Origin of the sequence: Flagellimonas alginilytica, from assembly GCF_042134605.1 — a bacterium.
GTDB classification, from domain to species: Bacteria; Bacteroidota; Bacteroidia; order Flavobacteriales; family Flavobacteriaceae; genus Flagellimonas; species Flagellimonas alginolytica.
Genome location: NZ_CP169638.1, coordinates 877,669 through 904,334, shown reverse-complemented (window position 1 = coordinate 904,334; position 26,666 = coordinate 877,669). Strand labels below are relative to the sequence as shown.

Annotated in this window: 24 protein-coding genes; 6 read left to right on the top strand and 18 right to left on the bottom strand. The window is 41.7% G+C overall.

Features of this window, described 5'->3' with window-relative positions; translation table 11 throughout:
* Positions 1-48: 48 nt before the first annotated feature.
* A complete protein-coding gene (locus ABTP35_RS04055) occupies positions 49-1,731 on the top strand; it encodes a M1 family aminopeptidase (RefSeq protein ID WP_293293699.1) in 1,683 nt (560 codons plus the stop codon).
* Here ABTP35_RS04055 and ABTP35_RS04050 read toward each other — a convergent pair.
* The 3 genes from ABTP35_RS04050 to ABTP35_RS04040 form a co-directional block, all read right to left on the bottom strand.
* Positions 1,728-3,479: an aromatic amino acid hydroxylase gene (locus tag ABTP35_RS04050; protein WP_293293701.1), complete on the bottom strand. Its 1,752-nt coding sequence runs from the start codon at positions 3,477-3,479 to the stop codon at positions 1,728-1,730. The two genes, ABTP35_RS04055 and ABTP35_RS04050, sit on opposite strands and share 4 nt — an antisense overlap.
* A 102-nt stretch (positions 3,480-3,581) precedes the next feature.
* Positions 3,582-4,151 (bottom strand): DUF4136 domain-containing protein, encoded by a 570-nt coding sequence (locus ABTP35_RS04045; RefSeq protein WP_224836418.1) that lies wholly within the window; start codon positions 4,149-4,151, stop codon positions 3,582-3,584.
* A 64-nt stretch (positions 4,152-4,215) separates the two neighbouring features.
* The gene (locus tag ABTP35_RS04040; protein WP_224836419.1) at positions 4,216-4,374 is read right to left on the bottom strand and encodes a DUF5522 domain-containing protein; all 159 of its coding nucleotides are present in this window, start codon (positions 4,372-4,374) and stop codon (positions 4,216-4,218) included.
* Positions 4,375-4,547: 173 nt separating this feature from the next.
* Between ABTP35_RS04040 and ABTP35_RS04035 the strand changes: the two genes are divergently transcribed.
* The 4 genes from ABTP35_RS04035 (at position 4,548) to hemL (ending at position 8,104) form a co-directional block, all read left to right on the top strand.
* Positions 4,548-4,877 (top strand): hypothetical protein, encoded by a 330-nt coding sequence (locus tag ABTP35_RS04035; protein WP_224836420.1) that lies wholly within the window; start codon positions 4,548-4,550, stop codon positions 4,875-4,877.
* A gap of 9 nt (positions 4,878-4,886) precedes the next feature.
* Positions 4,887-5,792 carry a pyridoxal-phosphate dependent enzyme gene (locus ABTP35_RS04030; RefSeq protein WP_293293704.1) on the top strand — a complete coding sequence of 302 codons (906 nt, stop codon included), beginning with the start codon at positions 4,887-4,889 and terminating at the stop codon, positions 5,790-5,792.
* A complete protein-coding gene (locus tag ABTP35_RS04025) occupies positions 5,789-6,631 on the top strand; it encodes a glucosaminidase domain-containing protein (RefSeq protein ID WP_293293706.1) in 843 nt (280 codons plus the stop codon). Before ABTP35_RS04030 ends, ABTP35_RS04025 begins: the two co-directional genes overlap by 4 nt.
* 195 nt (positions 6,632-6,826) lie before the next feature.
* Positions 6,827-8,104: a glutamate-1-semialdehyde 2,1-aminomutase gene (gene hemL, locus ABTP35_RS04020; protein WP_293293708.1), complete on the top strand. Its 1,278-nt coding sequence runs from the start codon at positions 6,827-6,829 to the stop codon at positions 8,102-8,104.
* A 133-nt stretch (positions 8,105-8,237) separates the two neighbouring features.
* Here the strand turns inward: hemL and ABTP35_RS04015 are convergent, their stop codons facing one another.
* From ABTP35_RS04015 to ABTP35_RS03950, 14 genes are all read right to left on the bottom strand, one after another.
* Positions 8,238-8,657 carry a hypothetical protein gene (locus tag ABTP35_RS04015; RefSeq protein WP_252080613.1) on the bottom strand — a complete coding sequence of 140 codons (420 nt, stop codon included), beginning with the start codon at positions 8,655-8,657 and terminating at the stop codon, positions 8,238-8,240.
* A 58-nt stretch (positions 8,658-8,715) separates the two neighbouring features.
* Positions 8,716-9,546: an IS3 family transposase gene (locus tag ABTP35_RS04010; RefSeq protein ID WP_375334426.1), complete on the bottom strand. Its 831-nt coding sequence runs from the start codon at positions 9,544-9,546 to the stop codon at positions 8,716-8,718.
* A 20-nt stretch (positions 9,547-9,566) separates the two neighbouring features.
* On the bottom strand, positions 9,567-9,833 hold the full coding sequence (locus ABTP35_RS04005; protein ID WP_199913404.1) for a transposase: 267 nt from the start codon (positions 9,831-9,833) through the stop codon (positions 9,567-9,569).
* Positions 9,834-10,040: 207 nt separating this feature from the next.
* Positions 10,041-11,405, bottom strand: a complete 1,365-nt coding sequence (locus ABTP35_RS04000; protein ID WP_252080612.1) for a hypothetical protein — start codon at positions 11,403-11,405, stop codon at positions 10,041-10,043.
* 289 nt (positions 11,406-11,694) lie between these two features.
* Entirely contained in the window at positions 11,695-12,804 is a 1,110-nt protein-coding gene (locus ABTP35_RS03995) for a DUF748 domain-containing protein (protein ID WP_293293711.1), read from the bottom strand.
* Positions 12,805-12,806: 2 nt separating this feature from the next.
* Positions 12,807-14,348, bottom strand: coding sequence for a DUF748 domain-containing protein (locus ABTP35_RS03990; protein ID WP_293293713.1), 1,542 nt, complete (start codon positions 14,346-14,348; stop codon positions 12,807-12,809).
* A gap of 26 nt (positions 14,349-14,374) precedes the next feature.
* On the bottom strand, positions 14,375-14,785 hold the full coding sequence (locus tag ABTP35_RS03985) for an ArsC/Spx/MgsR family protein (protein ID WP_293293715.1): 411 nt from the start codon (positions 14,783-14,785) through the stop codon (positions 14,375-14,377).
* Positions 14,786-14,981: 196 nt separating this feature from the next.
* Entirely contained in the window at positions 14,982-16,490 is a 1,509-nt protein-coding gene (locus ABTP35_RS03980; RefSeq protein WP_293293717.1) for an HmuY family protein, read from the bottom strand.
* Between the two features lie 5 nt (positions 16,491-16,495).
* Positions 16,496-18,664 carry a TonB-dependent receptor gene (locus ABTP35_RS03975; RefSeq protein ID WP_293293719.1) on the bottom strand — a complete coding sequence of 723 codons (2,169 nt, stop codon included), beginning with the start codon at positions 18,662-18,664 and terminating at the stop codon, positions 16,496-16,498.
* Positions 18,665-18,858: 194 nt separating this feature from the next.
* A complete protein-coding gene (locus tag ABTP35_RS03970; RefSeq protein WP_293293721.1) occupies positions 18,859-19,584 on the bottom strand; it encodes a DUF3307 domain-containing protein in 726 nt (241 codons plus the stop codon).
* The gene (locus ABTP35_RS03965; RefSeq protein WP_293293723.1) at positions 19,581-20,180 is read right to left on the bottom strand and encodes a transcriptional regulator; all 600 of its coding nucleotides are present in this window, start codon (positions 20,178-20,180) and stop codon (positions 19,581-19,583) included. Before ABTP35_RS03965 ends, ABTP35_RS03970 begins: the two co-directional genes overlap by 4 nt.
* Positions 20,181-20,356: 176 nt before the next feature.
* Complete coding sequence (locus ABTP35_RS03960; RefSeq protein ID WP_293293725.1) at positions 20,357-20,806, bottom strand: hypothetical protein; 450 nt, start codon at positions 20,804-20,806, stop codon at positions 20,357-20,359.
* 112 nt (positions 20,807-20,918) lie between these two features.
* Positions 20,919-21,110 carry a hypothetical protein gene (locus ABTP35_RS03955; protein ID WP_224837827.1) on the bottom strand — a complete coding sequence of 64 codons (192 nt, stop codon included), beginning with the start codon at positions 21,108-21,110 and terminating at the stop codon, positions 20,919-20,921.
* Positions 21,111-21,274: 164 nt separating this feature from the next.
* Positions 21,275-23,776 carry a zinc-dependent metalloprotease gene (locus tag ABTP35_RS03950; RefSeq protein WP_375334465.1) on the bottom strand — a complete coding sequence of 834 codons (2,502 nt, stop codon included), beginning with the start codon at positions 23,774-23,776 and terminating at the stop codon, positions 21,275-21,277.
* Between the two features lie 265 nt (positions 23,777-24,041).
* On the opposite strand from ABTP35_RS03950, the gene ABTP35_RS03945 reads away from it, so the two are divergent.
* Entirely contained in the window at positions 24,042-24,764 is a 723-nt protein-coding gene (locus ABTP35_RS03945) for a hypothetical protein (protein ID WP_375334464.1), read from the top strand.
* Between the two features lie 442 nt (positions 24,765-25,206).
* Here the strand turns inward: ABTP35_RS03945 and ABTP35_RS03940 are convergent, their stop codons facing one another.
* Positions 25,207-26,637: a DASS family sodium-coupled anion symporter gene (locus ABTP35_RS03940; protein WP_252080604.1), complete on the bottom strand. Its 1,431-nt coding sequence runs from the start codon at positions 26,635-26,637 to the stop codon at positions 25,207-25,209.
* Positions 26,638-26,666 lie beyond the last annotated feature (29 nt).

Here is a 26,666-nt window from a genome sequence, read left to right as displayed (position 1 = left end):
ATTTCGACCATTTTTGCGTCTTTATAGATACATTAATCAATCAAAACCATGTTTAAAAGAGTACTGCTAACCGCCCTTTTAGCCATAATTTTTGTTTCCTGTCAGCAAAAACCAGAATCCGATATCAGCTACGAAATTTCTGCTGTGTTGGTAGATAGTATTCCGCAACTTAAAATAAAAATGACCTTAGAGGCCAGTTCGGACGGCACTACATTGCTTTCTTTTCCCAACGAAGCATGGGGCGAAGAAGACCTGTTTAAAACACTTGGCCGTATGGAACTTTTAAATGTAGAAGGCGTGGTGGAAAAAGATGTGGATAGTGGTCGGATTGTATTAATGCATCCAAAAGGGGTGAAAAAATTGGAGTTTGAATATTTTCTTAAACAGGATTTTGAAGGAGAAATTTCAACTCGGGAAATATACCGACCTATTATCAATTCAGATTATTTCCATGTGTTTTCCCATAATTTGTTCATGGTGCCGGAAAATGCAAAGCATAGCATGGATATTGTCTTGGATTGGACATCTTTTGGGAAAGATTATGTTGTTCACAACAGTTTTGGGAGTAATAAGAAAATGCAACTATTACAAAACCAGGATATGGATTTGTTCAATAGCGCCATTTTTGTTGGAGGTGATTTTAGAATTTATGAGGGACAAATAAAAGGGAACAAGGTCAGCTTGGCCACCCGAGGCGATTGGATTCCTTTTGCGGATGAAGACGTTTTTCTGGTTTTGGAAAAGACCTTGACCTGTCAGCGAAACTTTTGGAACGATCATTCCCAAGACTATTTTACAGTTACCCTGCAACCCTTTCCGCAGGAAAACGGCAGTAGTTTTCAAGGTACTGGTCTAACCAATTCCTTTGCAACATCGGTTTCCAACAACGATCAGACCGATATTGGTCAAATGGTGTATCTCTTCAACCACGAGTTAATGCACAATTGGATCGGGCATACCATAACCAACGATAACGAGGAAGAACAATATTGGTTCAGTGAGGGGTTTACCGAATATTATACTTATAAGAATATTGCGAAAAACAAGATCAATGGTCTGGACGGTGCTTTTTTTGTTCAAGAAATCAACCGTACTATTAGAGATCTATACGCATCATCGATAAGCGAGGTACCCAATGCTGAAATCAACTACGATAACTTTTGGTCCGATTATGAGTATTCCAAACTGCCGTATTGGCGAGGGGCGATTTTTGCCTTTTACCTTGATCAGAAAATTCAACAAATAGGTGATGGCAGCCAAAGTTTGGACCATGTAATGCATCAGATCTATGCCGATGCCACCACTAAGGACCAAAAACTGACCCATGATTATTTCATTCAAGTGATGGATGGGTTTTGGGATGGTGATTTTGAATCGGTTTTCCAAAAGTATATTGAAGAAGGGCAAAAAGTGGATTTGGTAGCACTGTTTGATGCACTGGCATTGGAATACAGTGCGGAAAGTGATATTTACGAGTTGGGATTTAAATTTACCGATGACCGAAAGGAAATTGCAAGCGTAACAGAAGGAAGCAAGGCTTGGGAAGCAGGTGTCCGAGAAGGTGATGAGGTATTTTCCCGAAGCATATGGCAAGGCAATATTGATCATAAAGTTGAGCTGGGCCTCCGAAGAAACGGTGAGGAGTTCAATATATCGTATTACCCGGTAACAAAAGCAGCGGTACCCCAATTGAAGCCCGCTGCAGAAAATATCGAAAAGCTTGGATTTTAGCTTACCAAAACAGTATCCAAAAGCTGAAGGCCGTCATCGATCAAATGGCCCACTTTTGGATTATCCTGCTTAATGTGCTCCAAGTGTTCCATAATCTCTTTCTGAAAAGCCCGATTATTGTCCTGCTTGGCAAGTTCATACAATTCTACGGGCAGTAACCAGTCCTTTGGATAGTCCTTTTTTAGGGCTTTTAATACCTTGTTTCGGGAAATTGTTGTATTTGTTCCTTCCCTAAACTCCCTCACTTGTTTATAAAATAACTCCAGTTGTAATCTTTTTTCGCTTTTCTTGGGTTTGATGGTACTTTCTGTGATTTGATGGCTCATTAAATTAAAGCTGTTCAGGTCGGCAGGGCCGTTGTAGGCCGAAACAATATTTTGGCCAACAGCCATGTGGTACAAACCCCAGTCGGGTTGGAACAACACATTGTCGCCATGCGTAACCGTACAGTTTTCAAATGTTATCAATATGATTTTGCCCATTAGATTACGGGTTCCGGTAATAATGGTCCCCGTTACTTTAATTCCACCTTCAAATTCGAGGGTTATCTGTTCACCTTCATATATTTTGTAGGCCTTAAGGTCTCTTGGCCCCATATCTTCGATCGCGATATTGATGCCTTTCAATTTACCGATCGGTGAACCAAAACCTTCGGCATGGTGGGCTATACTGTGCCCAACAAGTTCTTTTTCTCGATAGGCCAGTGCAGTTCCGCTGTTGGTCTGTATGTAAATCGGTTTCGCGTTATTTTCGATCACATTGCTGAACTCTCCCGAGATTTGCAGACCAGTGCTCAGTTCAATAGTGCCGAGTGCTTTGGAGGCTATCAATTTTTTAATCCCTGCCAGACCTCCCGTCCGCACGGCCATAGTGTTGGCAAAGTCTTCCAGTACCTGGCTCAAAAAGGCAAAATCGGGGGTTACAAAAAGCTGGGGTTGAGGTTTGGTAATGTCGAATTCGGTATGTGCCGCTTCGATGGAGTAGGGAATTTTTTTCACCTTGTCCGTCATGCACCAAGCACTTTCGCCAATAGAGGAAAGTAGTCCCGCTCCATAAATTTTTGGGTTGTCCACAGTTCCGATGAGGCCATATTCCACTGTCCACCAGTGCAGGTTTCGAATAAGCGCCATTTCACTGGGCTCGCCCATGTTTTTTTGTAGATGTTCAATGTGTTCTTCCGCTTCTTCTATCTCACTTTGAGGAGTTCCATGTGCCTCTTTTATTATCGAAAGATGGCGAACCGCATTATAGAGTTCGTAGTCTTTGGCACTGGAAATCGCCTTGCAGCCAATTTCCCCGAATCTACGCAAGTATTCCGCATATTCTGGATTGGCGATAATAGGGGCATGTCCGGCACCTTCGTGGATAATATCCGGGGCAGGGGTGTATTCGATGTTTTCAAGTTGTCGAATGTCCGATGCGATTACGAGTACGTTATAAGCCTGGAACTCCATAAAGGCCGAAGGCGGGATAAATCCGTCCACAGCAACGGCTGCCCAACCAATTTCTTTCAAGATTCGGTTCATGCCATACATATTGGGAATGTGGTCAATGGAAATTCCGGTCTTTTTTAGGCCATCTACATAAGATTTATGGGCCACTTTGCTCAAATAATCTACATTCTTGCGCATAACATAACGCCAAACAGCCTGATCTATAGCCGTGTACTCTTCATAATTTTGGGGCTTTATGAATTGTTTCAGGTGTTTTGGGAGTTTGTCCAGAATTGGATTGGATTCGTAGTTCATAGGTCAATTTTTATGCGACCTAAATATACGAAATCGATATAGGATATTTTCTTAAGAATCGTTAAGCGCAATAAAAAACCGCCCTAAAGGGCGGTCTAAATTTTAGTTGGTGGCCACGGCCATTTGTGGGGGGTATTTCTCGAGAATTTGGGAAACAAATTCACGGATACGTTGTTCTTTCTTTTCAATATTGTTGGTATTGTTCAAGGTGCCTATTCCACGACCTTGCCATACCAGTTCTTTTTTATTGGCATCGATCACATCAATATATAGAGAGCCCTCGGTGCTTGTGCTTACATTGTTGCCTCCCCAGCCCCAACCCGGGCCCCAGGCCCATGCAGGACCCCAGCCCCAACCCCAGCCCCAGCCAAAGTTGTTGTTGTACACATCTACACGTTCGCGTTCTTTGGTGAATATACTGATCAGCATATCGGGCTTATCCGATTTAACAAAACCTCTTGACCCCATTTCGGCCTCAATGGCGCGCAGGATTCTTTTTTTGTCCAAATCGGAAATTTGGGCTTTATCTATTCCGGTTTTATAAAAGGCGTAACTCTTGTAATTGTTGAAGTCAGCTTTCTGATCATAATCGGAAACGACCCGAACAGAGGAACAAGAAGCTAAAAACCCGATGCAGAAGACGGCAAGTGCCAAACGTGTTAAACTTTTCATAGTACTTTTTTTAATTGTTTGAGATATCCCTAAAAAGACCACAAATATTATGCCGAAAATTAAATTATTGAGCGTTGATTTTAGGGTCGTAGCCAAACGGGCAGTGTCGGCAACCACTTTCGCAACAGTATCCACGTTTTAGGTGATATTGCTCGGTAAAAACCCGATATCCATGTTCCGATAAATAATAATCCCCTTCTTCCAGTGGAATGCGTTCTTTCATCCGTAGCCCTGCTTTTACTACCTAAAAATAAGGCTTTCGTGTCAAAACTGCCAAGGATTTAGGATTTTGAAAACAATGTTGTTCACCGAAATTGTTGATGGAATTATCGTAACTGTCCAATTTTGAGCGCTTTTTGCAGTTATATTTGTTGGTAACCAATTGACAGTAACCATTTGATACTCGTTTTTAAACATTTCTTTTATAAAAATTATGTTGGCCTTTCGCTTTGGCCATTCATTATTCTAAAGGAAGATTCCTTAAAAGCGGATGAGGTGCTCATCAACCACGAGCGCATCCATTTAAAACAACAAAGGGAACTGCTCATATTACCTTTTTATATTCTTTATGTTTCCGAATGGTTGTTGCGTACGGTATTGTATTTGGACAGTTACCGTGCCTACCAGAATATAAGTTTTGAACGGGAAGCCTATACCAATGAAAAGGATATGCAGTATCTTTCCAAGCGGAAAACCTTTGGGTTTTTGCAGTACCTGACCCGTTAATTTTTTAGATTGAACATACCCGATCAGTATATTGATTTGCCCCTTTTGAAAGAAAAGGGTATTCGCCTTTGCCTGAAAAGAGAGGATACTATCCATCCCTTTATATCTGGGAACAAGTACCGTAAACTTAAATATAACTTGATCGAGGCCAAAAACCAGGGCAAAAGTACCTTGCTCACCTTTGGTGGGGCCTTTTCCAACCATATAGCCGCCACTGCCTTTGCAGGGTTTGAACAAGGCATACTAACAATAGGGGTGATACGTGGCGAAGAACTGGCGGACAAATGGCAGAGCAATCCGACTTTAAAACTTGCGCATGAACAAGGTATGCAGTTCCATTTTGTGTCCCGAAGTGAATACAGGCTCAAAAATGAGCCGTCATTTCTTCAAAATCTGAAAGCGCGGCACGGTGATTTTTACCTGTTGCCCGAAGGTGGAACCAACACTTTGGCAGTAAAAGGCTGTGCCGAAATTTTAACGGAATCCGATGCTCAATTCGATTACATCTGTAGTGCGGTGGGTACAGGCGGTACCATGGCAGGGCTTATCAATGCATCTAGAGCGCATCAGACCGTGTTGGGATTCCCGGCCTTGAAGGGTGATTTTTTAACCCACGAAATTCAAAAATATTCACATAACGGTCAATGGCGCCTCATTATGGATTATCATTTTGGAGGGTACGCCAAATTAAATGCCGAACTGATCGAGTTCATCAATCTTTTTAAACAAAAAACAGGCATCCCATTGGATCCCATATACACAGGTAAGATGCTTTTTGGTATTTTTGACCTTATAAAACAGGATTTTTTTACACCAGGAACCCAAATCTTGGCAATCCATACAGGGGGGCTGCAGGGCATAAAAGGCATGAACCTTGTATTGAAAAAGAAGAATTTACCGTTATTGGACGTATGATCAGGCGAATAGGTTATGTATTGATAGTGGCGCTTTTGCTTTCTAGCTGTGGTGCAAAAAAGAAACGTAGTACCCACCGTAAGGGGGCTCCGACCATTAGTAATTCCGACAGAACTCCCACGAGTTCTCCAAAGGAGAACACGGATGAAACCGGGCTATATCCCATGCCGGAAGATACCGGGCGTTTTGCGCGTTTTCCCATTTCGGATACCCAGGATTATATTGAGACTTTTGCCGAGATTGCCCAGTACGAAATGCGTGCGTATGGTATACCCGCCAGTATTACCTTGGCACAGGGTATTTTGGAGAGTGGCTCCGGTCGTGGGGAGCTCACCCTAAAAACCAATAATCATTTTGGGATAAAGTGCCATGCCGGCTGGCAGGGCGAGTTCGATTTTCACGACGATGATGCCAAGGGCGAGTGTTTTAGAAAATACAACCATCCCATGTACTCCTTCCGCGATCATAGTATTTTCCTGTCCACACGTTCACGCTATGCGTTTTTGTTCAATTATAAACGGGACGATTATAAAAAATGGGCTCATGGTTTGCGGCAGGCCGGATATGCCACCGACCGCAAGTATCCCCAAAAGTTGATTGCACTTATAGAAAGGTACGATTTGCATAAGTACGATGAAGAGGTCGTTGAAAATGGCTTGTCCACGGTTAGGGATACCAAACAATATGAAGTGTTTACCCACGAAGTGAAGAAAGGGGATACACTTTACGGAATTTCCAAACGATACGATATTTCGGTCGAGGAACTGCGCCGTCTCAATAACCTGAACGGCAATATTATTTCCATAGGTCAAATACTCAATATTCGAAGGGCGCAGTAGTTTTTAATATCATTCAGGGCAGAACGAAGCATCTCTCATATCCTTATGAATTCCGTTTCCAAGAACGAACGATCCTCATTACCTTTGCAGCACCTGTGTCAACCTGAACTTGTTTCAGGTTCTCATTGTTTTTTTGACTGACAACAATGGGATGCTGAAATAAATTCAGCATGACGGGATGAATAAAAGTATACTATGATCTACCAACGAAGCAGTGCCCTGTTTGCAGAGGCCAAAAAATACATCCCCGGAGGGGTCAATTCACCAGTAAGAGCATTCAAAGCGGTAGGGGGCGACCCTATTTTTATCAAGGAGGCCAAAGGAGCGTATTTGTACGATGCCGATGGCAACCGACTAATCGATTACATTGCTTCGTGGGGGCCGCTTATTTTGGGTCATGCTTACGAACCAGTGATCAATGCTGTTATCGAAAAGGCTAAAAAAGGCACTTCCTTTGGAACGCCCACCGAAATCGAGACCGAACTTGCCAAACTGGCGGTATCCATGGTGCCCAATATCGATAAAATACGTTTTGTAAACAGTGGCACCGAAGCTTGTATGAGTGCGGTGCGCCTCGCGCGCGGGTACACGGGCAAGGACAAGATCATCAAATTTGCGGGCTGCTATCACGGCCATTCGGATTCCTTTTTGATACAGGCCGGGAGTGGGGCCGTAACTTTTGGTAGTCCCAACAGTCCCGGGGTTACGCAGGGCACGGCCAAGGATACCCTATTGGCGGATTACAACGATTTGGAGGGCGTAAAAGCTTTGGTGGAAGCGAATAAGGGCGAAATTGCAGCCATTATTTTGGAACCCGTAGCAGGGAATATGGGCTGTATTATCCCTAAACAAGAATTTATACAAGGCCTACGCAAACTCTGCACCCAAGAAGGTATTTTGTTGTTGTTTGATGAGGTAATGACCGGCTTTCGTCTTGGGAAAGGGGGCGCTCAGGAAGCCTTGGGCATTGATGCCGACATTGTAATGTTCGGGAAAGTGATCGGGGGCGGACTGCCCGTAGGGGCGTTTGCGGCCCGTACCGAGATCATGGCGCATTTGGCGCCCGAAGGACCGGTGTACCAGGCGGGAACCTTGAGCGGCAACCCGTTGGCGATGAGTGCCGGACTGGCCATGCTTACCGCGCTGAACAACCAACCTGAAATTTTTGACAGCCTTGCCGAAAAAACGGAATATTTGCACAAGGGCATTGCCGAGACCCTGACAGAAAAAGGTGTAACGCACCAAATTAACCGCTATGGCAGTATGATTTCCGTACACTTTACGGACGAGCCTGTGGTGGATTTTGTCAGCTCCGCGAAGGGCAATAATGATATGTTTAAGAAATACTTCCACGGCATGTTGGAGAACGGGGTGTACTTACCGCCCTCTGCTTTTGAGAGCTACTTTTTAAACGATGCCCTCAGCTATGCCGATTTGGATAAAACGATTGAAGCAGTGGGGAGGGTGTTTTAACGGACTCGTATAACCGTCAGTTTACGGGTTAAAGTACGCAAATTTTTCGGTTTAGCACTGACGTTAGCAATTCCGAGTGGATTCGGACGTAGTCGAATCCGCCGTAATTGCGGTTATACATTGTTATACACCGTTATTTTTTATACAGTTTTTCAATCATTGAGTGATTTCCGTTCACAAAATGTTCCAAATAATTTAAAGATTTTTCTAAACTAAATCCCCAAACATCGTCAACTACCATTTTTTCTTTTTCTCCTAATAATCCAAATAAGACTTTTACTTTTTTTGGTCTATTATACCAAAGAGAAAATTCAAGATTTTGTTTTTTATCATAATTAGCGGTCAAACAGAAACTTTTTCCGTTTTCAATACAAGTAAAGTCAAGAGAAGGACTGTAATAAATGTTTTCAGGGTTTAATGAATCCGAAAATTTCAACTTTTCAATCCAAGGATAATTTTCAGCTATTTTTCGTACTTCATTGCCGGAGATTGGATTACTATGGTATTCAATATTTTCTTTTTCAGGATGACAAATAGAATATTTATAGGTCATTTTTTTCGTTCAGTTTAATGGTGTACAACTGTAACCCTCCCTTTTCTCGGACCATTGGTTAGACAACTTTTGTTTGTTCTTCCAAGCAAGCTTGCTTGGAAGAGAATTCCTTTTCATAGCGTTCCGGGGTTATCCCACCCAGGGCCTCGTGTGGCCGTTTCATGTTGTAATCCTTTATCCATTCCTCGGTCAATATGCGTACCTGTGAAATATCCTCGAACAGATGTGCATCAAGTACATCCTGTCTGTAGGTACGGTTGAACCGTTCAATGAACCCGTTCTGCATGGGCCTTCCCGGCTGTGTGTACTGGATATCTATCCCTTGGGCCCCGCACCATCTCGTGAAATCGAGCGCAAGGAACTCGGGCCCGTTGTCCACCCTGACCTTTTCGGGCCTACCGTGTTCCCCGATGGCCCTCTTCAATACCTGTACCACGCCCATGGCAGGGAAACTGAACTCGGCCTCAACGCCGATGGCCTTCCTGTTGAAGTCATCGATGATGTTGAAGGTCCTGAACCTTCTCCCGTGCACCAATGAATCGCTCATGAAGTCCATGGACCATGTCATGTTCGGACCATCGGGCAGCACCAAGGGCTCCTTGACCCGCTTGGGCACCCTCTTTTTGGTCTTTCTCCTCAAGTTCAGGCCCAGCATCAGGTATACCCGTCTGACCCGCTTCTTGTTCCATTTATGGCCTTCCAGTCTTATCCGCTGATAGTATTTGTCCTGTCCTTCCCTTGGCTTGGCCACGGAAAGCTCCAGCAACTTGTCGATCACCTCACTGTCATCTTTCACGGAGCGGTAATAGTACATCGATTTTGGGAACGTCAATGTCCTGCAGGCCCTGGTGATGCTTACCCTGTAATATTCCCCTAGGTAGGCCACCATGTTTTTCCTCTCACCGGAGCCTACCACTTTTTTGAGAGCACGTCCTTGAGCATCTTGTTGTCAAGGGCCATGTCCGCATACATCTGCTTGAGCTTGCGGTTCTCCTCCTCAAGTTCCTTCAGGCGCTTGAGCTCGAGGCTGTCCATCCCCGAATATCGTTTCTTCCAATTGTAAAATGTGGCCTTGTGGATGCCCATATCCCTACAGATCTGGTCCACTTTGACCCCTGATTCGTGCTGCTTGATGCAGGATACGATCTGGCTCTCGGTAAACTTGGTTCTCTTCATAATATCTGACTGTTAAAATTAAACTTTTTGTCTAATTCAGACCAGTCCGACTTTTAGGGAGGGTTACACAACGGTCTCGGCTATGAGTAGTTGCGTGGGTTAGCACCAAACTTTGCAAGTACACACTAAACTGAAAATCCGCGAGGATTTTCAGAAGTAGGTGAGAACAAGCAATTACTTATAGCCATTGTTGTGCTTTCGTACTTTTTAATTTAATAATATTGTGCTGATTCTTTTTCCTTCATAATCAACCATTCTTAAAATAATTTCTCTAATTAATTCATCCAAAAGGTAAAATGTCGTTAATCCGTCTTGACCGTCTCCAATATCGCCTCTATGTACTGTTTTATGTCTTACTACATCTATCAATTTATTGATTTTTGGTGTAACAGGAATATCAAAATCATTTATTATACGATACATTTTATCGGTTGTTGAATGTCTTTTTATTTGGTTTAAATTGCCAATTTTACTTTTTACAGTATCATATGCGTTTCCAAACTTGTCCTTGTTTTGTTCAATGATTTTATTTAGTTCATCTTTTATTGGCTTATAATCAGTTTTATTTGGTAAAAAATCTTCTTTCTCGCCAAGATATTCGACATACATAGTTGTCAGTCTTTCAAATGCAATTATTTGAATGAAAACTTTTTCTTCAATGCTATTGGTTTGTTCTGAATTACTTAAATAATAAATAATTGATTTTAAATCTACTTTATCACACCAGTTGATGAACTTGTCAAAATTAAACATTAGGAATTTGCTTAAAACTCGTTCTCCTCTATGAAATGGGTCATTGACAGGAATGTAACTATTGTATCTTCTGTTGTCTATTCTTTTGAACGAATATGTTACTGTTTTTTCTGCATCTATTTTACCAATACTAAAATATGAACCATAACATTCTTTTTTAATTCTTACTTCAGCTCCATTAATGAAGGAAAGTGCAGAAACATAATAATCCTTGAGTTCTAAATATTTCTTGTAAGTTAATCTGTTACTATTTTCATCTGTAAACTCGACAATAATATCATTTTCTTTTTCTGAAAGTTTATAGTAAGTCTGGCTATATGGATGTTGTTTGTGAACTAAATTTGTTGTCGTATGGTCTCTTTTAAAATTGTCGAAATCTTCTATTTTTTCTCCTCCTCTTGCTCTAATTTCTTCTGTGAAATCGGAAAATTCAATTTTGAGTCCTTCCAATACGAGGTACTTTATTAAAGGTTTAAAATCACTATCCTCAAAACCTTTCTTCTTTTTCTTTATGTGCTCCATTTTTCCATAACAAACCATCTTTATTCTTGATAAATGTGGTGTGTTTTGAGAAAATCTTAAATTGTCAATTTTAAGAACATTGTTTTCTTCTGTTAAGCAAGTAAGATTATAATCATATTGTAAATATTCTCGAGAAGTATCTTTCATTAAAGCTTTCAAATCATATTCCTCATTTACATAAAGGTCAAGTCTTATGAATCCATCGTCTGAATAAACAATACCAAAATAGAAAGGAATTGTAATCTTATTGGATAAGACTTGTCCCTTTTTAATTCTGTATAATTCTTGAATTTCCATTTTTTGGGTATGAAGCACAACTTGTTTATATAAGCATAAAATACATCTATATACACCCAAATAGGAATGTTATCGATGCCTCCTATGCCAAGCATAACTAGTTTCTGTAAAGTATAGGGAAGGGGCTGCGGTATGCAAAATAGCAATTACCCATAAAATTCCATTGCACAAAAACCTTAAAAAAACTGGGGGAAATGTGTAGTTTGCAGTAGGCAGTAGGCAGTAGGCAGTAGGCAGTAGGCAGTAGGCAGTAAGCAGTGGACAGTGGTTGGTATTTTAAGCCGGAATACTAGTCGTTGGCTTTGCTGTTCTTTTTATCGGCGGTTTTTTGCACGTCTCTATAATCAATATCGTTATCCACAATATTTTTAAAGGCCTCGATCCATCCATTTTTAAAGATATTGATCACGGTGGGCCACGTTTTGGTTTTTACATTGTTGAGGTCGCCTTCAATGGGCACTTTGGTGGCCAAGGTGTTCTCCTTGTGATTTTTTAGAACAAACTTAAAGAAGCCAACAAAGCCTTCCCACAGAGTTTCCAAAAAAGCATCTTCCTTTCCGATCAACTTCGCATTTTTAATGATCGGTTTAAGGGAACCTTCTAAATAGCCATCGGCAATCGCCATTTCGCCATAAAAGTTAAACTGGCCCTTGCTAAAATCGATGCTTGCATAATGGTCGGTAAAATTGTTCAGGGCAGTGGCGTCGGCATTTTCCAAAGAGAGGGCCAAATCCATATCCGGGATTTGCTTGACCAGGTCCATTTTACCCTCCAAATGCAAGTTTCCTCCACCAAAAGATACGGCATCGGCCACCAAGTTGGAGGGGAGTTGCTCCCCGGTGCGTACCACATTGCGCAGGTTGTTGGCGTATAGCTCTATTTGATCGAGGTGAAGATCAATATTGGGGTCGGCAGCGAGCTGCACAAAGGCCATTTTACCATCGTGGATTTCCAGTTGGTTAATGTCGATCGGAACCAAATCCGTCAACGCTTTGGTCCAATCGTCAATGTTGGCATTTGCTTCCGTTTCTTTTTGTTGGTCCTCGAACACATAAATAAGCGAGGGCCGGTACATGCTGATCTCGCTTACGATCTTGCCTTTTAACAACGAGGCCCACTCAATGGAGATGTTCGTTCGTTCAAAATTGAGGAAAGGAATCTCGGTTTCGGCATTTACTTTGTTCAAGTACAATTGATCTATGGTGTAGGACCCGGTGATCAGGGAAAGGTCAATATCCTCCACCTGGCCATAATACCCGGGGATATCGGCCAATACCTTGTTTACATAATTTTTTACAAGGTAGGGGAGCGCCAACCGAAGGCCCACCAAAAGCACAAGGATAATGACCGGAACCAGAAAGCGTTTTCTTTTGATGATATGTTTGCGATTAGTCGACATACTCAGTTTTTTTCTTTTTTGCCATTACCGGTCACTGTGTCCAAGAGGCCAGCTTTTAGGTTGAGCCACAAATAATTGAAAAAGGATTTATCCTGTTCCCTTTTTACGGTAAAATCACCGTGCCTAAAACCGTCCTTATCGGTTTTGTGGCCATTTTTGGCAAAGAGATTTACCACCGCGGTGAGGAGTTTGTTAACGCCCAAACGATTTTTTTTGAGAATGGTAAACTCAAAATTGTCGTATTTCATTTTTATATCCCCATGCGATTCCAGTTCGTTGCCGTTTATGGTAAAATACATTTGCTGTACGTTGCCCTTCACCTCGGCCTGTAGGTTGGATTTTAAAAAAGGGTTAATGCTTTCGGTCTGGAAATTGGATAGTGATCCTTTTACCAAAAATGCGTTGGTCTTGTTTTGGGGGTCAAAACTCCAATCGAGTGCAAAGGGAGCATTGTCCATTAATCTGGCCTTTATGGCCACCATAACCTCCCCATGGCCATGGCTGTGTAGATTGCCCACGGTGGCCTCAATACCGGAAAAGCTCACATTTTCTGGTTCCACATCCGCCTCTATCCGTTCTTGGTAGGTTATGAGACCGTTCGAAATTTGAACAGTATCCACTTGCAAGTCCAATTGCATATCCCTTAAGGTTGCGTTGTAGAGTTTTTTATGTGTGGTATCGTCTGGTAATAATTTGTCGCGGTACACTTGAAATTTTGGGGATTGCAACAGAAGTTCTGACAAATGGAAACAGGGTCTTCCACTTTTGCTGCCGAACCCCCAATTTTTTAAACCGATATGATCGATCTTTAGGTCGTAATGGTCGTGTTCCTGGGACAGTTTTTTGGAGAGTTCGGAAGGGCTGTACCTGGTGCGCCATACAAATTTTTTCAGCCCTCCTTTTTCGGAGGATAGATGTAATTGTTCAAAGGCCACATATTCCAATGGGTTGATTTGGAAGTAGCCGTCTTCGGTGCTCAATTGAAATTTATCGTAGGTGAAGGGAATCATCTCTTTTGCACTTTCCGAATCAAATTGGATGTTCGACATGGACAGATGTATGCCTTTAACCGTTGCTGTACTGTCCAATTTTGTGTTACCGATCACAAAGTTTCCGTTTTCTAAACTGAAATTTTTGATGGTATATGTATTGCGGGGTTTTTCTTTGGTGGTTGATGAAGAAGAATCCTTTTGGGTTGGATGATAGGAAAATGTAGGGGATTTTACTGTGAGATCGGAAATGGTAATGTCCGCATGTAAGAGCAGGGAGAAAAGTCTTAATCCAGAAATGGTGAAGGATTCTGCCTTAAAATCCAGGTTTTGTTCCCTATGCTTTGCATTTACCTGACCCAAGCTTATTTTTCCGAATAGTACATTGGTGCTCAATGTTTCATAAGTTACATGGATAGATGGTGGTAGTTCTTCTTCCAATATGGATTTTACCTTGCTTGTGAAGAACAGTTGTGCAGCTATCGCGATCAGCATCAAAATAGCCAAAGTAAGGACTACCAGTTTTAAAGCTCGCTTGTTTTTATGTGCGGACATATACGTTTTGATCAGGTTGTTTTCGACTACAATTTAGAGGATTCATCATCCTTTAAAAATACCAATGCCTCCGAGGGAGTGTCTATTTGAACCGCTTTGTTGTGGTGCAATAGTATGGGCTGCGTGACGACCGCAGGGTTGTTGACCAGTATTTTTAGCCAATCTTCATCTGATTTTAGGTCTTGCGAACTGCCGTATTCCTTTTTAAAATTGGGATGTTGGGTGTTTATGAGGGCTTTGATGGACTTGCCCAACCGTTTTGCAATTTCTGTCCATTGGGTGCCGGTCACCTTGGTTTTGGACAAATCTATGTCCTGTACTTTTTTCGATGAGGATTGTAGGTAGGCCAAGGTCTGCATACCTTTTTGAGTTTCTGCGTTGTAGTACAGGGTTATTTCTCGATGGTTTGTTGCTATTACTCCCATGTCTGTTTTCATTTTAAATAAAATTTACGTTAAGCTAGCTTTTTGTGATGATGGGGCTTAACGCAATCCAATTTTTTTGTGTCGTAAAAGCGGATAAAAAAAGCGGGACAAATGCCCCGCTTTCAACACAAACTAACTCATACTAAACAATAATGGTCTACGATAACAAAAGGTAGTGCCTAGTATTGAGCATCTGAACAAATAAGTATTATAAGCGTTCGTAAACGAACTGGTAGTTTCCTCTTTCACCTTCTGCGCTGGTGTAGGCGGTAAAATCGAATTTGTAATAATTACCGTCGGCGTCCTTAACAATATAGTACACATCTTCGTTGATCACACCGCCAAAGGCATCTCTCCATCCGCTGCCCACAACTGCTCTGTTATCGTACACAAATGCAGATTCTTCCACATCGGTCCTGGTAAAGTTCGCATAGGTGGGCACATCGGCTTCAATGGTAACCTGATAAAGGCCAACACCTCCCATGGTATTGTGCAGTACATAATCGGAAAACGTTAATCCGGCAACAAGCGTGCCTTGGTTTCCATAATAGGCGAAAACACCACTTAGGTTAATGTCCCACTGTTCTTTTGTTGGTTCCACGCTAACAGTATCCCCATTGGTCAGACTAAAGGCAGTAAGGTTATAAGCTGCATCTTTGTTCACCGTTACTTCGTTGTAGGACTCGGTTTCGGCCAAATCGGCGTATTGGAGGGTATAACTGTTGCCATCGGTTAGGATTCTGATTTTCATGAAACCTCTTTGGTCCCCTGTATGTTTAATGCTTCCCGTTTCGGCCGGTTCCGTAGGGATTTCACTTCCTAGACTTATAATGTACACAAAATTCTCTTCTGCTGTGGTGGATACTTCGGCAATAGCGGTGTTATCCAGATTGCCTTCTGGTCTGTCCGTAAAGGAAATTCCAGCTTCCAGATCACCATATTGTTGGTAGCCGACCGGTAGTCCTTGTACCAGTTCGGCAACGGTATTTACGGTGACGGTGGTTGGTTGGAACATGGCATCCAGGGCATTGAGTTCCATGGATTCGGGCAGATTGCTTGCTTCCGTAACAGAAAGCAGGTCGGTAACACCGGTCAACTCGGCAGCCGATACCAAAAGGGAAGAATTTAGAAACACCCGGTTTTCCGTTCCGTTGTAAAATGCTATTTCCCAGGTATCTCGCTTAACTGCAGTTTGTGTGGCAGAGCTAAAGTCGAAATATACTTGGTTAGGTATATTGGAACCTCCATTTTCCGAATCCACTACGCCGCTGGTAGAAGCAATGGGGGTGTAGCTTATCAAAGTGGAGGTTGTTGTGCCTTGGGACCAATCCGTTTGATCAAATCCATCGATGGTAAATGTTACGGACTTTGTGGAGCCTTCTATGGCATTGGTGAGTTTATTAAACGTAAAGGAGACGTTTTGTGCTCCACTTGCTACGGGAACGGACAGTGTTCCTGTTTCCCCATTGGGAGACGTGGTAAAATCTGTTCCATATTCGGCATTGGTGCCAGTATAGCTTAAGGTAATCGTGCCGGCCTCGGATGCTGGCCTGGAAAAATTGAGCTGCACATCCACAGCGGTGTCCTCTTCGTTGGTGCTTACGGTCTCGCTGCTAAAATTAACGGTAAAGTCGATAAGGTCCTGGCCTTCATCATCGCTGCAAGAACTAATGAGCAAAACTAGGGCGATTGCTTTTAGAATGATAATTTTTTTCATTGGTTTTAATTGAAATTTAGATTGTATAATAGTTTTAGGTAATATGATCTTCCATTGCCGAACAAACGACTGGGAGTTCCTCCGCTGCCATGTGTGCCGCTCGGGCTGTCGGTTGCGTTTACCCGAACAATGTCGAAGAGGTTTCTTGCACCCAAAGTGAGGCTTAGATTTTTAGTGATATTGGTCCTAGCCGACGCATCCATCCATGTAAAGTCGTCTGTTTGTCCCACAACATTTCCGTTAGTGCTACTCTGTACTATTTGGGTTCTTCCGGTATATTTTAGCTGTGCGGACAGGGTGGTGTTTATGGAGGGTATGGTGTAGCCTAGTGAGGATTGTAGGTTAAAGCTCCATAAATAATCGTTGTTATTGTCCTCGGATGCATCTATTTGTGTGGACTCTCCCATGTAGGTCATGCCCAGTGAAGCTTGCCAACGGTTCATGATCAGTGAGTTTTCTAAAGAGAACCCCAGGATTCTTGAACGATCTACATTATCAAAAGTGAACAGGTTTCGATCCTGTTCGTCCACATCTATAACGGAGGCTATTTTTCCATCAATATCAAAATAGTAAGATTTTAAGGCGGTTTTTAGCATGCCTGTTTCGGACAACCGGAGCTTTTCCTCTATGTTCAAGAAAAGGGATATGCCATCTTCGGGATCTAAGTCGGGGTTTCCCTGTACGTTGTGGTTGGAATCTACAAAGTAGAAAAACAGTTCTTCAAAGTTCGGGGCCCGGAAAGCGGAACCGAAAACAGCTTTTATTTTAAATGTATTGCTTATGTCGTAAGTGGAACTCAGGGACCAGATCAGTTTGTTGCCGAATTGGGAGTTGTTCGTAAATCTTGCTCCGGGGAACAAGGAGAACTTATCGGTGAGGTTAAAATCGGCCACTCCAAAAAAATCATAGTTCTCCAAGGTATTCTCGACCACATCGCTCGAGTATTCACCGGTGGCAATGGCGTCGAATCCGGTTTGATGGTTAAACTCGTACCCCAATTGTAGGTTAAAAAAGCTTGATTTTGGAACTAAATTGCTCACAAAGCCCTTGGAATACCAAATTTCACTGGATTGACTCAGATCGTCGGCGATAATGGATTCGATGCCCTGTTGTAATATATTGTACACGAATTGCTTGTAGTATCTTTTCTGTTTTTGATGGGACAGGGATAGATTATAGATCGTTGGTCCTTTTAACGGTCCTGTGAGGTTAAGGTTATTGATGGTTCTTTGGGTATCAAAATTTTCGTCCAATGCGGTAGGGTTCACCATTCCTGTGTTACTGTCCACTCTCCCGTTTACAAAAGAATTGTACACGGGGACCGATTCGTCATAATACTGGATTTTATAGAAAAGGTTGTGCTTTCCGATATGGGTATTAAAGTTGCCATAGGCGGTAAGCTGTTCTTTTGGGTTCCATTCCATACCGCGTAGGCTATCGTTGACCACCGCGTTGTCTTGGATGTTTGCGTAGTTTTGGCCTTGGAAGTCGTTAAAAAAACCGGCATAGTCGTTTCGCGAACCGCCAATGGAAACACTCGTTCTATCGCTGATCTGGTAGCTTACTTTGGCATTTTGTATATGTCTGCCTTTATCGAACAAAGCATATTCGCTGCCTACGCTCTCTTCTTGTGCGGACAGTTGAATCTGCCATTTATGAACACCACCCGGACCTCTTTTGGTTACAATATTGATAACCCCGGCCACGGCATTATCGCCGTATAGAACACCCATGGAGCCTTCCACAATTTCGATGCGCTCCACATCTTCCAGATTTATTTGGGTAATGTCTATATTGTTCCCCATTCCGTTATCACTGGCCATGGGGATACCATCGATCAGTACTTTTACATATTGACCGTCCAGGCCGAACATGCTTATAGTTGAGCGCCCTGTAGATGGGTCTGGGGTAACGGTTATGTTAAGGTTGTAGTTAAGAATGTCGGCCAAATTGTTTCCGGCTACTTTTGCAATATCCTTTTGGTCGATAACACCTACGGCGAACAATTTTTTACTGAGGGACATTACCTTGCTTTCTCCAGTTAGGACAACTTCGTCCAATTTTTGCATGGACATGGAATCTTGTTCCATGGTTGGGGTTTCTTGACTGATGCTGATGTTGGTGCAAAAAATTATAATCGTTAAAAAGAATAGACTATTCTTATTTAGACTCATTATTGATAAATTTGTCGCAAATATATAGTTTATTTGAAATGAATCTAAATAAAAATAAAATTAATTCCAGGAATATTGGGATTTAGGTCGGAAGCGGAAGCAACTATGTGGTCTTATTGGGTAAATAAGAAGGAAGTAGAGGATATTTTTATAGGTGCCGTTTTCAAAATGCTATCACCAATATCCTAAAAAGTCTAGATGCTATCAACAAGATGGGCGTACAGTAAACCGGATAAAATGGCCAGGCCAAAGCTCAAAAGCGTACCAATAAGTACGTATTCGGTTAGCTTTCTATTTTTGCCTTTATTGAGGTCTCCAAACCTAAATACGGACTTTGCAGCTATCAGTAAGCCGATGGCGGCCCATTGCTGCATCAGGATAAAACCAAAAACAAAAAGACGTTCCAGCATGCCAATATAGGTGCCGGCATTTTTTAACGAACCGCCCTCATTTGGATCATCGGTTTTTGCAACTTCATTTATATAAGGTGCCAGGAGCATTCTCATAATAATTCCGGACACGAAGGTCACAAATGCCAAAAAAGTAATCAATAGCAATGTCCTTTCATCAAAAAGATATGTGAAATCGATTGGGAACGGATGTGCCCAATACAAGATAATGCCCAAAACCAGCAGATGTAAAAATTGATCTACAACAAAGAGCCATCTGTAGTTTTTGGAATTGGTAAGGGATATTTTTCCCAGATCTATGAGATAATGTGATGCAACAATGATCAATATGGTCCCTATATTTTTAAATTGGAAAAGGAGCAAAAGTACCAATGCATGTATACCAATATGAAAGTAAAGGTATTTGGACCGCCCTTTTTTTTCTAGTTTGTCTTCCACCCAATGTCCTGGCTGTAGTACAAAGTCGCCCATAAAATGGGCAAGAAGTAGTTTAAGGGCAAAAAGCATCATAATTGTGCGAGTTGTGTTCTGTAAAATTGAATCATTTTTTTGACTTCTTCAAATCCTGCTTTTTTTAATTCTTCGCTTATGTTTCCTTGTGATTTGTTAAGTAGATGGGCAAGTTCTTTTTGGTTCAACTTTGGGTTCTCCATGGCGTATTTTACCGTTTTGGATATGGCTGGTGTCCAACTATCCATGGTTAGCAGGGCAAGTTCCAGCAAGAGGTTGATCTGCTCGTTTACATTAGAGTTCGGAGTTTGTATGCCCAATCGTTGTTTTTTGAGCTGCTCAAAACATTGGCCGGAGTTTATAAAGGCCGAACCGTTGGATTCTGTAATTTTGGTTGCTTTATGGTTTTTATCTCCCAGGCCTATGGCTATCCGAACATCCATGCGGCGTATTTGTTTTATACATGCCTTAATGTAAATCGCCGCTTCCAGGGCCAACTCGGGAACGGTCTGTAGTTGAAAACTGTCCCCTCGGTATATTTCCCACTCGGCCGGTTCTTTGCCAAATGTGTCCAAAGCTTGTTTTAGCAGTGGAAGCCATGTGCTGGCGTTATGTTCGGAAGAGTTTTTTATGTCTCCGGTAAGTACGGCTATCATGGTTAGTAGTTTTGTTGAATATCTGTAAATTAGTAGATAAAATTAAATATCTGTAAAAAAGCAGATAAACAAATATATCTGTAAAAAAGCAGATAAACAAATATTTTTACGTAAGGGACATAACAAAAGAAGCCGCGACCATGGCAGGCGCGGCTCCTTAAAATCAACAAAAAACACTATCCTCTTCTCCCTCTCTCCTCCATTTTTTTCTTGCCGTGCATAGACTTTTTATGTTTCTGCATTTTTTTCCAGGCCTCATACTGTTTTTCATCCAGTATTTTTTTCATTTTTTCTTGAACGGCGATTTGATGATCCAACCGTTCATTTTGCATTTTAAAATGTTCTTCGGATGTTGGTTTTTTCCGTTCACCATTCTCTTTCATCGATTTCATTTGATCCTGTTTGGCTTTCCTCAACTCGGCATTTTCCAAATTAATTTCATATACTTTGTCAAATTGTGCTTTTGTAAGATCCAAGGCCAAGGTCATCCTTTTCGTGTGTAGAGTGGCCATTTCTTCTGCGCTCAAGTCCATTTTTTGACCTTTGTGCATTCCTTGTCCACCATGTTTTTGAGCGGCCATGCCAACACTGATCAGCATAACCATTATTACTGTTAACCGTTTCATATTACTGTATATTTAAGATTTGTTCCTTGGACAAGGGTCCTTGACAAAGGTTTAATCTTTCTACATAGATTATGATGCTTTTAACAGTGGGAACGTTGAAAGGGTAGTTTGATTACCGGAGCTCTTCTTCGAGGTTTTTATTGGTATCATCATCAAAATCCCCGGTGTCCTGGAAATTGGTCTCGGCATATGTTTCTGATGTGATGGTTTCCTGGAATTTATCGTTTTGCTCCACTAGGTAGTAAAGGGTTGAAGCTGCCACGAAACAGATAAAGTAAACTAAGCTCTTTGTCTTGTAGGTCATGATGTTGAGATTTGGGATTACTAAGGTAAGCAAAGACAATTGAAATCTCAGTGATATGTTGTGAAACAATCTTGTTTAGATGTGAACCTTAAAAAAAACAAGGTGTAACCGGTATGAAAACCGATTACACCCTGATAGATGATTCCATGTTCTAAAGGAGGCCCTTATTTGGTAGGTTCCAAGATTAGGTCTATGCGCTCCAAGGCATCTTGTAAATGATAGCGGCTCATGCTATCCGAAATTCTTGCCAAGCCATTTCTAATATCCCTTTTTAAGTTGTTCAGTTCGGCTCGTGCCACGGAACGGATATCGGATTGACTAGTGTTGATCGGGGTAGATTTTCTATAACCTCCAAAGTCTGGCATTTTTCGTTGACTATCGGCGGTCATTAAATACTCCAATCTGTCGATATGGGCTTTTTGAAGATTTCTTCTGTAGGTATCGATGGATTTACCATTACGGGTCTCTGACCAAATTCCCCTGCGAAGGTCTCGCATCATTTCCAACAAGGAGTAGGCTTCGTTGCCGTTTATGGTTTCGTTTTCTATGATTCTTGCCAATTTGCCCAATTGCAACATGGTGTTCATATAACGTTCTTGTACGGAACGGATACGCTCCACGGAACCTGAGTATTGGATTTTGTTAAAAATATTCTGATCCAACAACCATTCGGGAGTTTCAAACAATTGTTCTTGCATAAACTTCATGGCGTTTTTCTGGTGCTCTTTGCTAACATGGGTATAAACGGCACCATCTTGTTCCGCTGTTTTGTAATGTTCGTATACTCCTCCAATATTATTGGCAACATGTCCCATATATCTGCCGTATTGAGAAACTACGTGTCCGTACATAGTTTCCAGATCATCATAGTTTTCACCCGCCTCGGTGGTCCAATCTATTAAGTTGGGTACAATTCGTTTTAAGTTGGCAATGCCGTACAAGCTGGCTTTTATGGCATCATCACCTAAATCCTCGGTTTGTGAACTCGGGTCGTGGACATCGCCCACTTGTTGGTGTCCAAAACGGTACATCGGATCTCCTGCATGCTCTAAGATCCAACTGTTAAGAATTGGTTTTTCTTCTTCCGCAGTTTTGTCCAAAATAGGCTTGTAGCCCCATTTAATGGAATATTTATCATAAACTCCGATATTGGGCATTAGGGCGACTCCTTCATCTCCGGGCTGTGCTACATAATTAAAACGGGCATAGTCCATAATCGATGGTGCGGTGCTATGTTTTTTGGTAAAGCTTGCCGAACGCAAAGAATCCACGGGGTAGGCGGCACTACTACCCATATTATGTGGTAGTCCTAAAGTATGGCCCACTTCGTGGGAAGATACAAAACGTATCAACCTTCCCATTATTTCTTTGTTGAACTCTGTTTTTTGGGCTTCGGGGTTAATGGCTGCGGTCTGTACAAAGAACCAGCCTCGTAACAAACTCATTACGTTATGGTACCAATTTATGTCCGATTCCAAAATTTCGCCGCTTCGTGGATCACTTACGTGAGGACCATTTGCGTTGGGAATAGGAGAGGCCAAATAGCGTACCACAGAATAGCGTACATCTTCTGGGGACCACTCTGGATCTTCCTCTGGAGATGGAGGGTCTTTGGCAAGAATGGCATTTTTAAAGCCCGCTTCCTCGAAGGCAACTTGCCAATCCTCGATACCTTGTTTAATGTAAGGTATCCATTCTTTGGGAGTAGCTCTATCTATATAATATACAATAGGTTTTTTAGGCTCTACTAATTCTCCTGCTTTGAATTTTTCAATATCCTCGTCTTTTACCTCGAGCCTCCAACGATCTAGGTAAGTAAGGGTTTTACTTTCTTGGGCATCCAGTCCGTAATCCACCTGTCCTCTGGCGAACCATCCAACGCGTTCGTCAAAATAACGGCGTTTCATCGGTTCTTTAGGCAGCAAGATCATGGAATTGTTTATTTCCAACGAAATTGAACCAAGGCTGGAATTGCTTGGAGGGTTGTTGGAAAGGTACGTTTTTACATGGCGAGCCTCAATGTTCAACGGGTAGCTTTTTATGGATTCGATATAACTTCTATCGTTGTCCATTCGGGTTACCTTGAATCTTTTTCTATATCCATCAGGGAATCCAAGAGCTTTTACATCTTTGGTGAACAAAGGATCGATTTCGATTACCGTTGACGGGTTCAGGGAATCTTTTTTGTTGATGGCCTGAATGTCAAAAGAGAATAGGACTGGTTCAAAGTTCGAGTTTACTACTGCTTCGTGGACGGGTAAGGAATCCGCAGCAACATTTTCATAAGAAGCCACTCTGACCAAAACTTTTTTGTCCTTCTTTTCCCAACGTAGCACTTGGGTGTTGATTTTTCCACCGCCAAATCCAATTCCGGTAGCGGTTTTGGAAATTCTGCTTACCATAAGCATTTCCCGGTTAAACAGGGAATCGGGAATTTCGTAATAATGTTTGTCATCTACCGTATGCACGCTAAATAGCCCTGCATCGGTTTTCGCATCTTTGGTGATTACCTTGTCGTAAGGTTTAATGTCACCAGGTTTAGGCTTGTCTTGTTTTTTTTGTTCGGTGTTTTTCTTCTTCTTTTTAAAAAGTTGGGCCTCCGTAGTTTGGATGGAACCCAATACAATGACTGCTAGAAGTAGTCGAGGTAGTAAATATTTGATCATTATAAGTCAGTTTGGATAACTAAAACAACCAAAGAACTTAAAATTCGATCGAATTAACTGTTAAATAAATATTAACAGTCGTTTTTTTAACGCTATGCCCCAACCATTGGGAGTCCTGCGTTTTACTGGTGGTTTGGCTTGTATCGCCCCGTATTGCTGGGCTCAACGGATATCTAAATTTCGTAAAAAAATGCTAAAGACTGTAACGTTTTGGAATTTGGATAGTCTTATAAGCATATCATCAATCATAAAATTCAATCAAAAAATGAACAAGTTATTATTAATTTATGGAAGTGTATTATTAAGTAGTACCGCCATAGCCAACGACCAGCAAAATTTCAGGTCCGTCGAGCTTCAATCCGAGAGCCTGAGCAGTCTAGAGAACAGTTTAACCGTACTTAATATAGGTGCAGAGTTGAACGATTCAACTTCCGAGATGAACGATTATGCATCTTATGAGTTGAATTTGAACGAAATAGTGTATTTGGAAGAAGAGCCAGAAGTTGAATTAGGTTTTGACACCTCCGACTATCTTCCCGAGGGTTTCGATCCTTATGTAAGCTATTTTGATTTGAATTCCATTATATACCTCGAAAACAACGTTGAATCAGCATTAGGTTTTGATACCACAAAATATCTACCCGAGAATTTTAATGCTTACACAGAGGTAGTGGATGTACACTCCTTGAACTATATGGAAGAGGAGGATATGGAACTTGGTTTTAATACCAAGGATTATTTGCCAGAGGACTTTTCTCCCTACGAAGCTTATGTGGATTTAAAATCGATCCCTTATGTAAAGGATGAAGTAGAACTGCAATTGGGAATTAACAGTGAATATTTGTTGCCCAAGGGTTTTGACCCGTACACTGATGTAATTGCGGTAACATCCATCAACTACATGGAGGAGGAAGAAATAGAGTTGGGTTTTGATACTTCCAAGTATCTCCCCGAAGGTTTTGATCCTTATGTAGGGTCAATGCAGTAAAATGTTCTTCATTTTACAACTTATTTGAGTTAGCTAAAAAAGCCCCTTGACCAAGGGGCTTTTGTTTTGAAGGTAATTTATGTTAAAGAATACTTATAAGTTGTTGGTTAACAAAAATATAACATTGAACTAAGGAAGTGGGAATTGTTAGTGAAATGGATTTTTACCTATCGATTTTTCAATAAAAAGTGTAAATCTGTACAATTGCTTTAGGAATTGATGGGGTTTGAACGAGGTATGCAATGTTTTACTGCTTTTTTGGTTCGTTAACAAAATTCTAATTACAATAATTTATCGCAAAAAGAGTTATAACTTTGTACCTAACAAATAGTTACGCACCACTTGTTTAGTGGAGAGTAGCGTTAGTTAAGTTAGTTTCTTACATTTTTTTGAGTTAGTTAGTTTGTAAAAATGCCCTTCCACCCGGAGGGGCATTTTTAGTTTAGAACAATAGGGGAATTACAAACTGGAACACTAACACCAACAGAAGTACGGCAATAAGATTGAGAATTACCCCTACCCGGGCCATTTGGGGTATTTTAACGTAACCACTGGCAAAAACAATGGCATTGGGCGGTGTGGCCATTGGAAGCATAAACGCACAACTACTGGCAATGGTCACCGGAATCAATAAATGGAGCATTGGAATATCAAGACCTATGGCAATCCCTGCGACCACGGGCGCTAAGACTGCGACAAGGGCAACGTTGCTCATAAGCTCCGTCATAAAAAGCATCAGGAAAATTAACAGGGCAGCAGTGAACAAAATACTGATTTCACTTTGTGCAATGCTGCTTGCGACCAAATCCACAATACCGCTTGCGGACATTCCTTGGGCCAGGGCCAGTCCACCACCAAAAAGGATCAAAATACCCCAGGCCAGTTTGGAGGTGTCTTGCCAAGTAATGATAAAATCACCCTTTTTTATGTTGTAGGGAATGGCAAACAATGCTATTGCTGCAAAAATACTGATCATGGTATCCGTGATTCCCAATTGAGGGAAGAGGTTATTGATCAAGGTTCTAAAAATCCATAGAAATACGGTTACACCGAAAATGGTGAGAACCATTTTTTCCTTGCCAGAGGTGGGGCCCAATTTATCCAATTCGGTACGGATAACATCTTTTGATGCATTAAATTTTAGGTCCCTATTGGGAAACATCCATTTAACCAATACCAAATAGCAAATTCCTACCATAATAATCGAAAATGGCAATCCAATGGTCATCCATTTTAAAAAAGATATTTCGGTATTGTACTCGTTTTCCAGTAAACCGATCAGCACAGAATTGGGAGGAGTACCGATTACCGTGGCAATGCCCCCAGCATTCGCCGAAAAGGCGATGCCAAGCATTACGCTCAGTGCGAAATTTTGATCGTTTTTGGTGAAACCGTCGGCATCGTCCACCAATAAATTGATTACCGAAAGCGCAATAGGCAACATAACTACCGTACTTGCAGTATTGCTGATCCACATACTTAAAGATGCTGTGGCGATCATAAAGCCTAAAATGACCTTGTTCGGCGTCGTTCCGGTTAGTCGGATAATGTTCAGGGCGATTCTTCGGTGTAAATTAACTTTCTCCAAAGCCAGGGCCATTACAAACCCCCCAAAGAATAGAAACACGATGGGGCTGCCGTAGTTGGCACCCACCTCCGCAATGGGCAAGATTTTTAAAATGGGCAATAAGAGCAAGGGTAGCAATGCTGTAACCGAAATGGATACCGCTTCGGTGATCCACCATATGAGCATCCATACAGCAACAGAAATAACCGGGTCACCTTTTTCCGAAACAATTTCGAAAGGTAATATATTCAAAACCAGAAAGGCTACGGGACCTAAAACCAGGCCTATTTTTTTGCTTAGTTCCATATGGGATTCTAAGCTATGCTTTTTTTGTT

Excerpts from the sequence above, each read along its gene's own strand:
- ABTP35_RS04055 (WP_293293699.1), top strand. The coding sequence starts at position 49 with ATGTTTAAAAGAGTACTGCTAACCGCCCTTTTAGCCATAATTTTTGTT.
- ABTP35_RS04050 (WP_293293701.1), bottom strand. The coding sequence starts at position 3,479 with ATGAACTACGAATCCAATCCAATTCTGGACAAACTCCCAAAACACCTG.
- ABTP35_RS04045 (WP_224836418.1), bottom strand. The coding sequence starts at position 4,151 with ATGAAAAGTTTAACACGTTTGGCACTTGCCGTCTTCTGCATCGGGTTT.
- ABTP35_RS04040 (WP_224836419.1), bottom strand. The coding sequence starts at position 4,374 with ATGAAAGAACGCATTCCACTGGAAGAAGGGGATTATTATTTATCGGAA.
- ABTP35_RS04025 (WP_293293706.1), top strand. The coding sequence starts at position 5,789 with ATGATCAGGCGAATAGGTTATGTATTGATAGTGGCGCTTTTGCTTTCT.
- hemL (WP_293293708.1), top strand. The coding sequence starts at position 6,827 with ATGATCTACCAACGAAGCAGTGCCCTGTTTGCAGAGGCCAAAAAATAC.
- ABTP35_RS04015 (WP_252080613.1), bottom strand. The coding sequence starts at position 8,657 with ATGACCTATAAATATTCTATTTGTCATCCTGAAAAAGAAAATATTGAA.
- ABTP35_RS04010 (WP_375334426.1), bottom strand. The coding sequence starts at position 9,546 with ATGGTGGCCTACCTAGGGGAATATTACAGGGTAAGCATCACCAGGGCC.
- ABTP35_RS04005 (WP_199913404.1), bottom strand. The coding sequence starts at position 9,833 with ATGAAGAGAACCAAGTTTACCGAGAGCCAGATCGTATCCTGCATCAAG.
- ABTP35_RS04000 (WP_252080612.1), bottom strand. The coding sequence starts at position 11,405 with ATGGAAATTCAAGAATTATACAGAATTAAAAAGGGACAAGTCTTATCC.
- ABTP35_RS03995 (WP_293293711.1), bottom strand. The coding sequence starts at position 12,804 with ATGTCGACTAATCGCAAACATATCATCAAAAGAAAACGCTTTCTGGTT.
- ABTP35_RS03990 (WP_293293713.1), bottom strand. The coding sequence starts at position 14,348 with ATGTCCGCACATAAAAACAAGCGAGCTTTAAAACTGGTAGTCCTTACT.
- ABTP35_RS03985 (WP_293293715.1), bottom strand. The coding sequence starts at position 14,785 with ATGAAAACAGACATGGGAGTAATAGCAACAAACCATCGAGAAATAACC.
- ABTP35_RS03980 (WP_293293717.1), bottom strand. The coding sequence starts at position 16,490 with ATGAAAAAAATTATCATTCTAAAAGCAATCGCCCTAGTTTTGCTCATT.
- ABTP35_RS03975 (WP_293293719.1), bottom strand. The coding sequence starts at position 18,664 with ATGAGTCTAAATAAGAATAGTCTATTCTTTTTAACGATTATAATTTTT.
- ABTP35_RS03970 (WP_293293721.1), bottom strand. The coding sequence starts at position 19,584 with ATGATGCTTTTTGCCCTTAAACTACTTCTTGCCCATTTTATGGGCGAC.
- ABTP35_RS03965 (WP_293293723.1), bottom strand. The coding sequence starts at position 20,180 with ATGATAGCCGTACTTACCGGAGACATAAAAAACTCTTCCGAACATAAC.
- ABTP35_RS03960 (WP_293293725.1), bottom strand. The coding sequence starts at position 20,806 with ATGAAACGGTTAACAGTAATAATGGTTATGCTGATCAGTGTTGGCATG.
- ABTP35_RS03955 (WP_224837827.1), bottom strand. The coding sequence starts at position 21,110 with ATGACCTACAAGACAAAGAGCTTAGTTTACTTTATCTGTTTCGTGGCA.
- ABTP35_RS03950 (WP_375334465.1), bottom strand. The coding sequence starts at position 23,776 with ATGATCAAATATTTACTACCTCGACTACTTCTAGCAGTCATTGTATTG.
- ABTP35_RS03945 (WP_375334464.1), top strand. The coding sequence starts at position 24,042 with ATGAACAAGTTATTATTAATTTATGGAAGTGTATTATTAAGTAGTACC.
- ABTP35_RS03940 (WP_252080604.1), bottom strand. The coding sequence starts at position 26,637 with ATGGAACTAAGCAAAAAAATAGGCCTGGTTTTAGGTCCCGTAGCCTTT.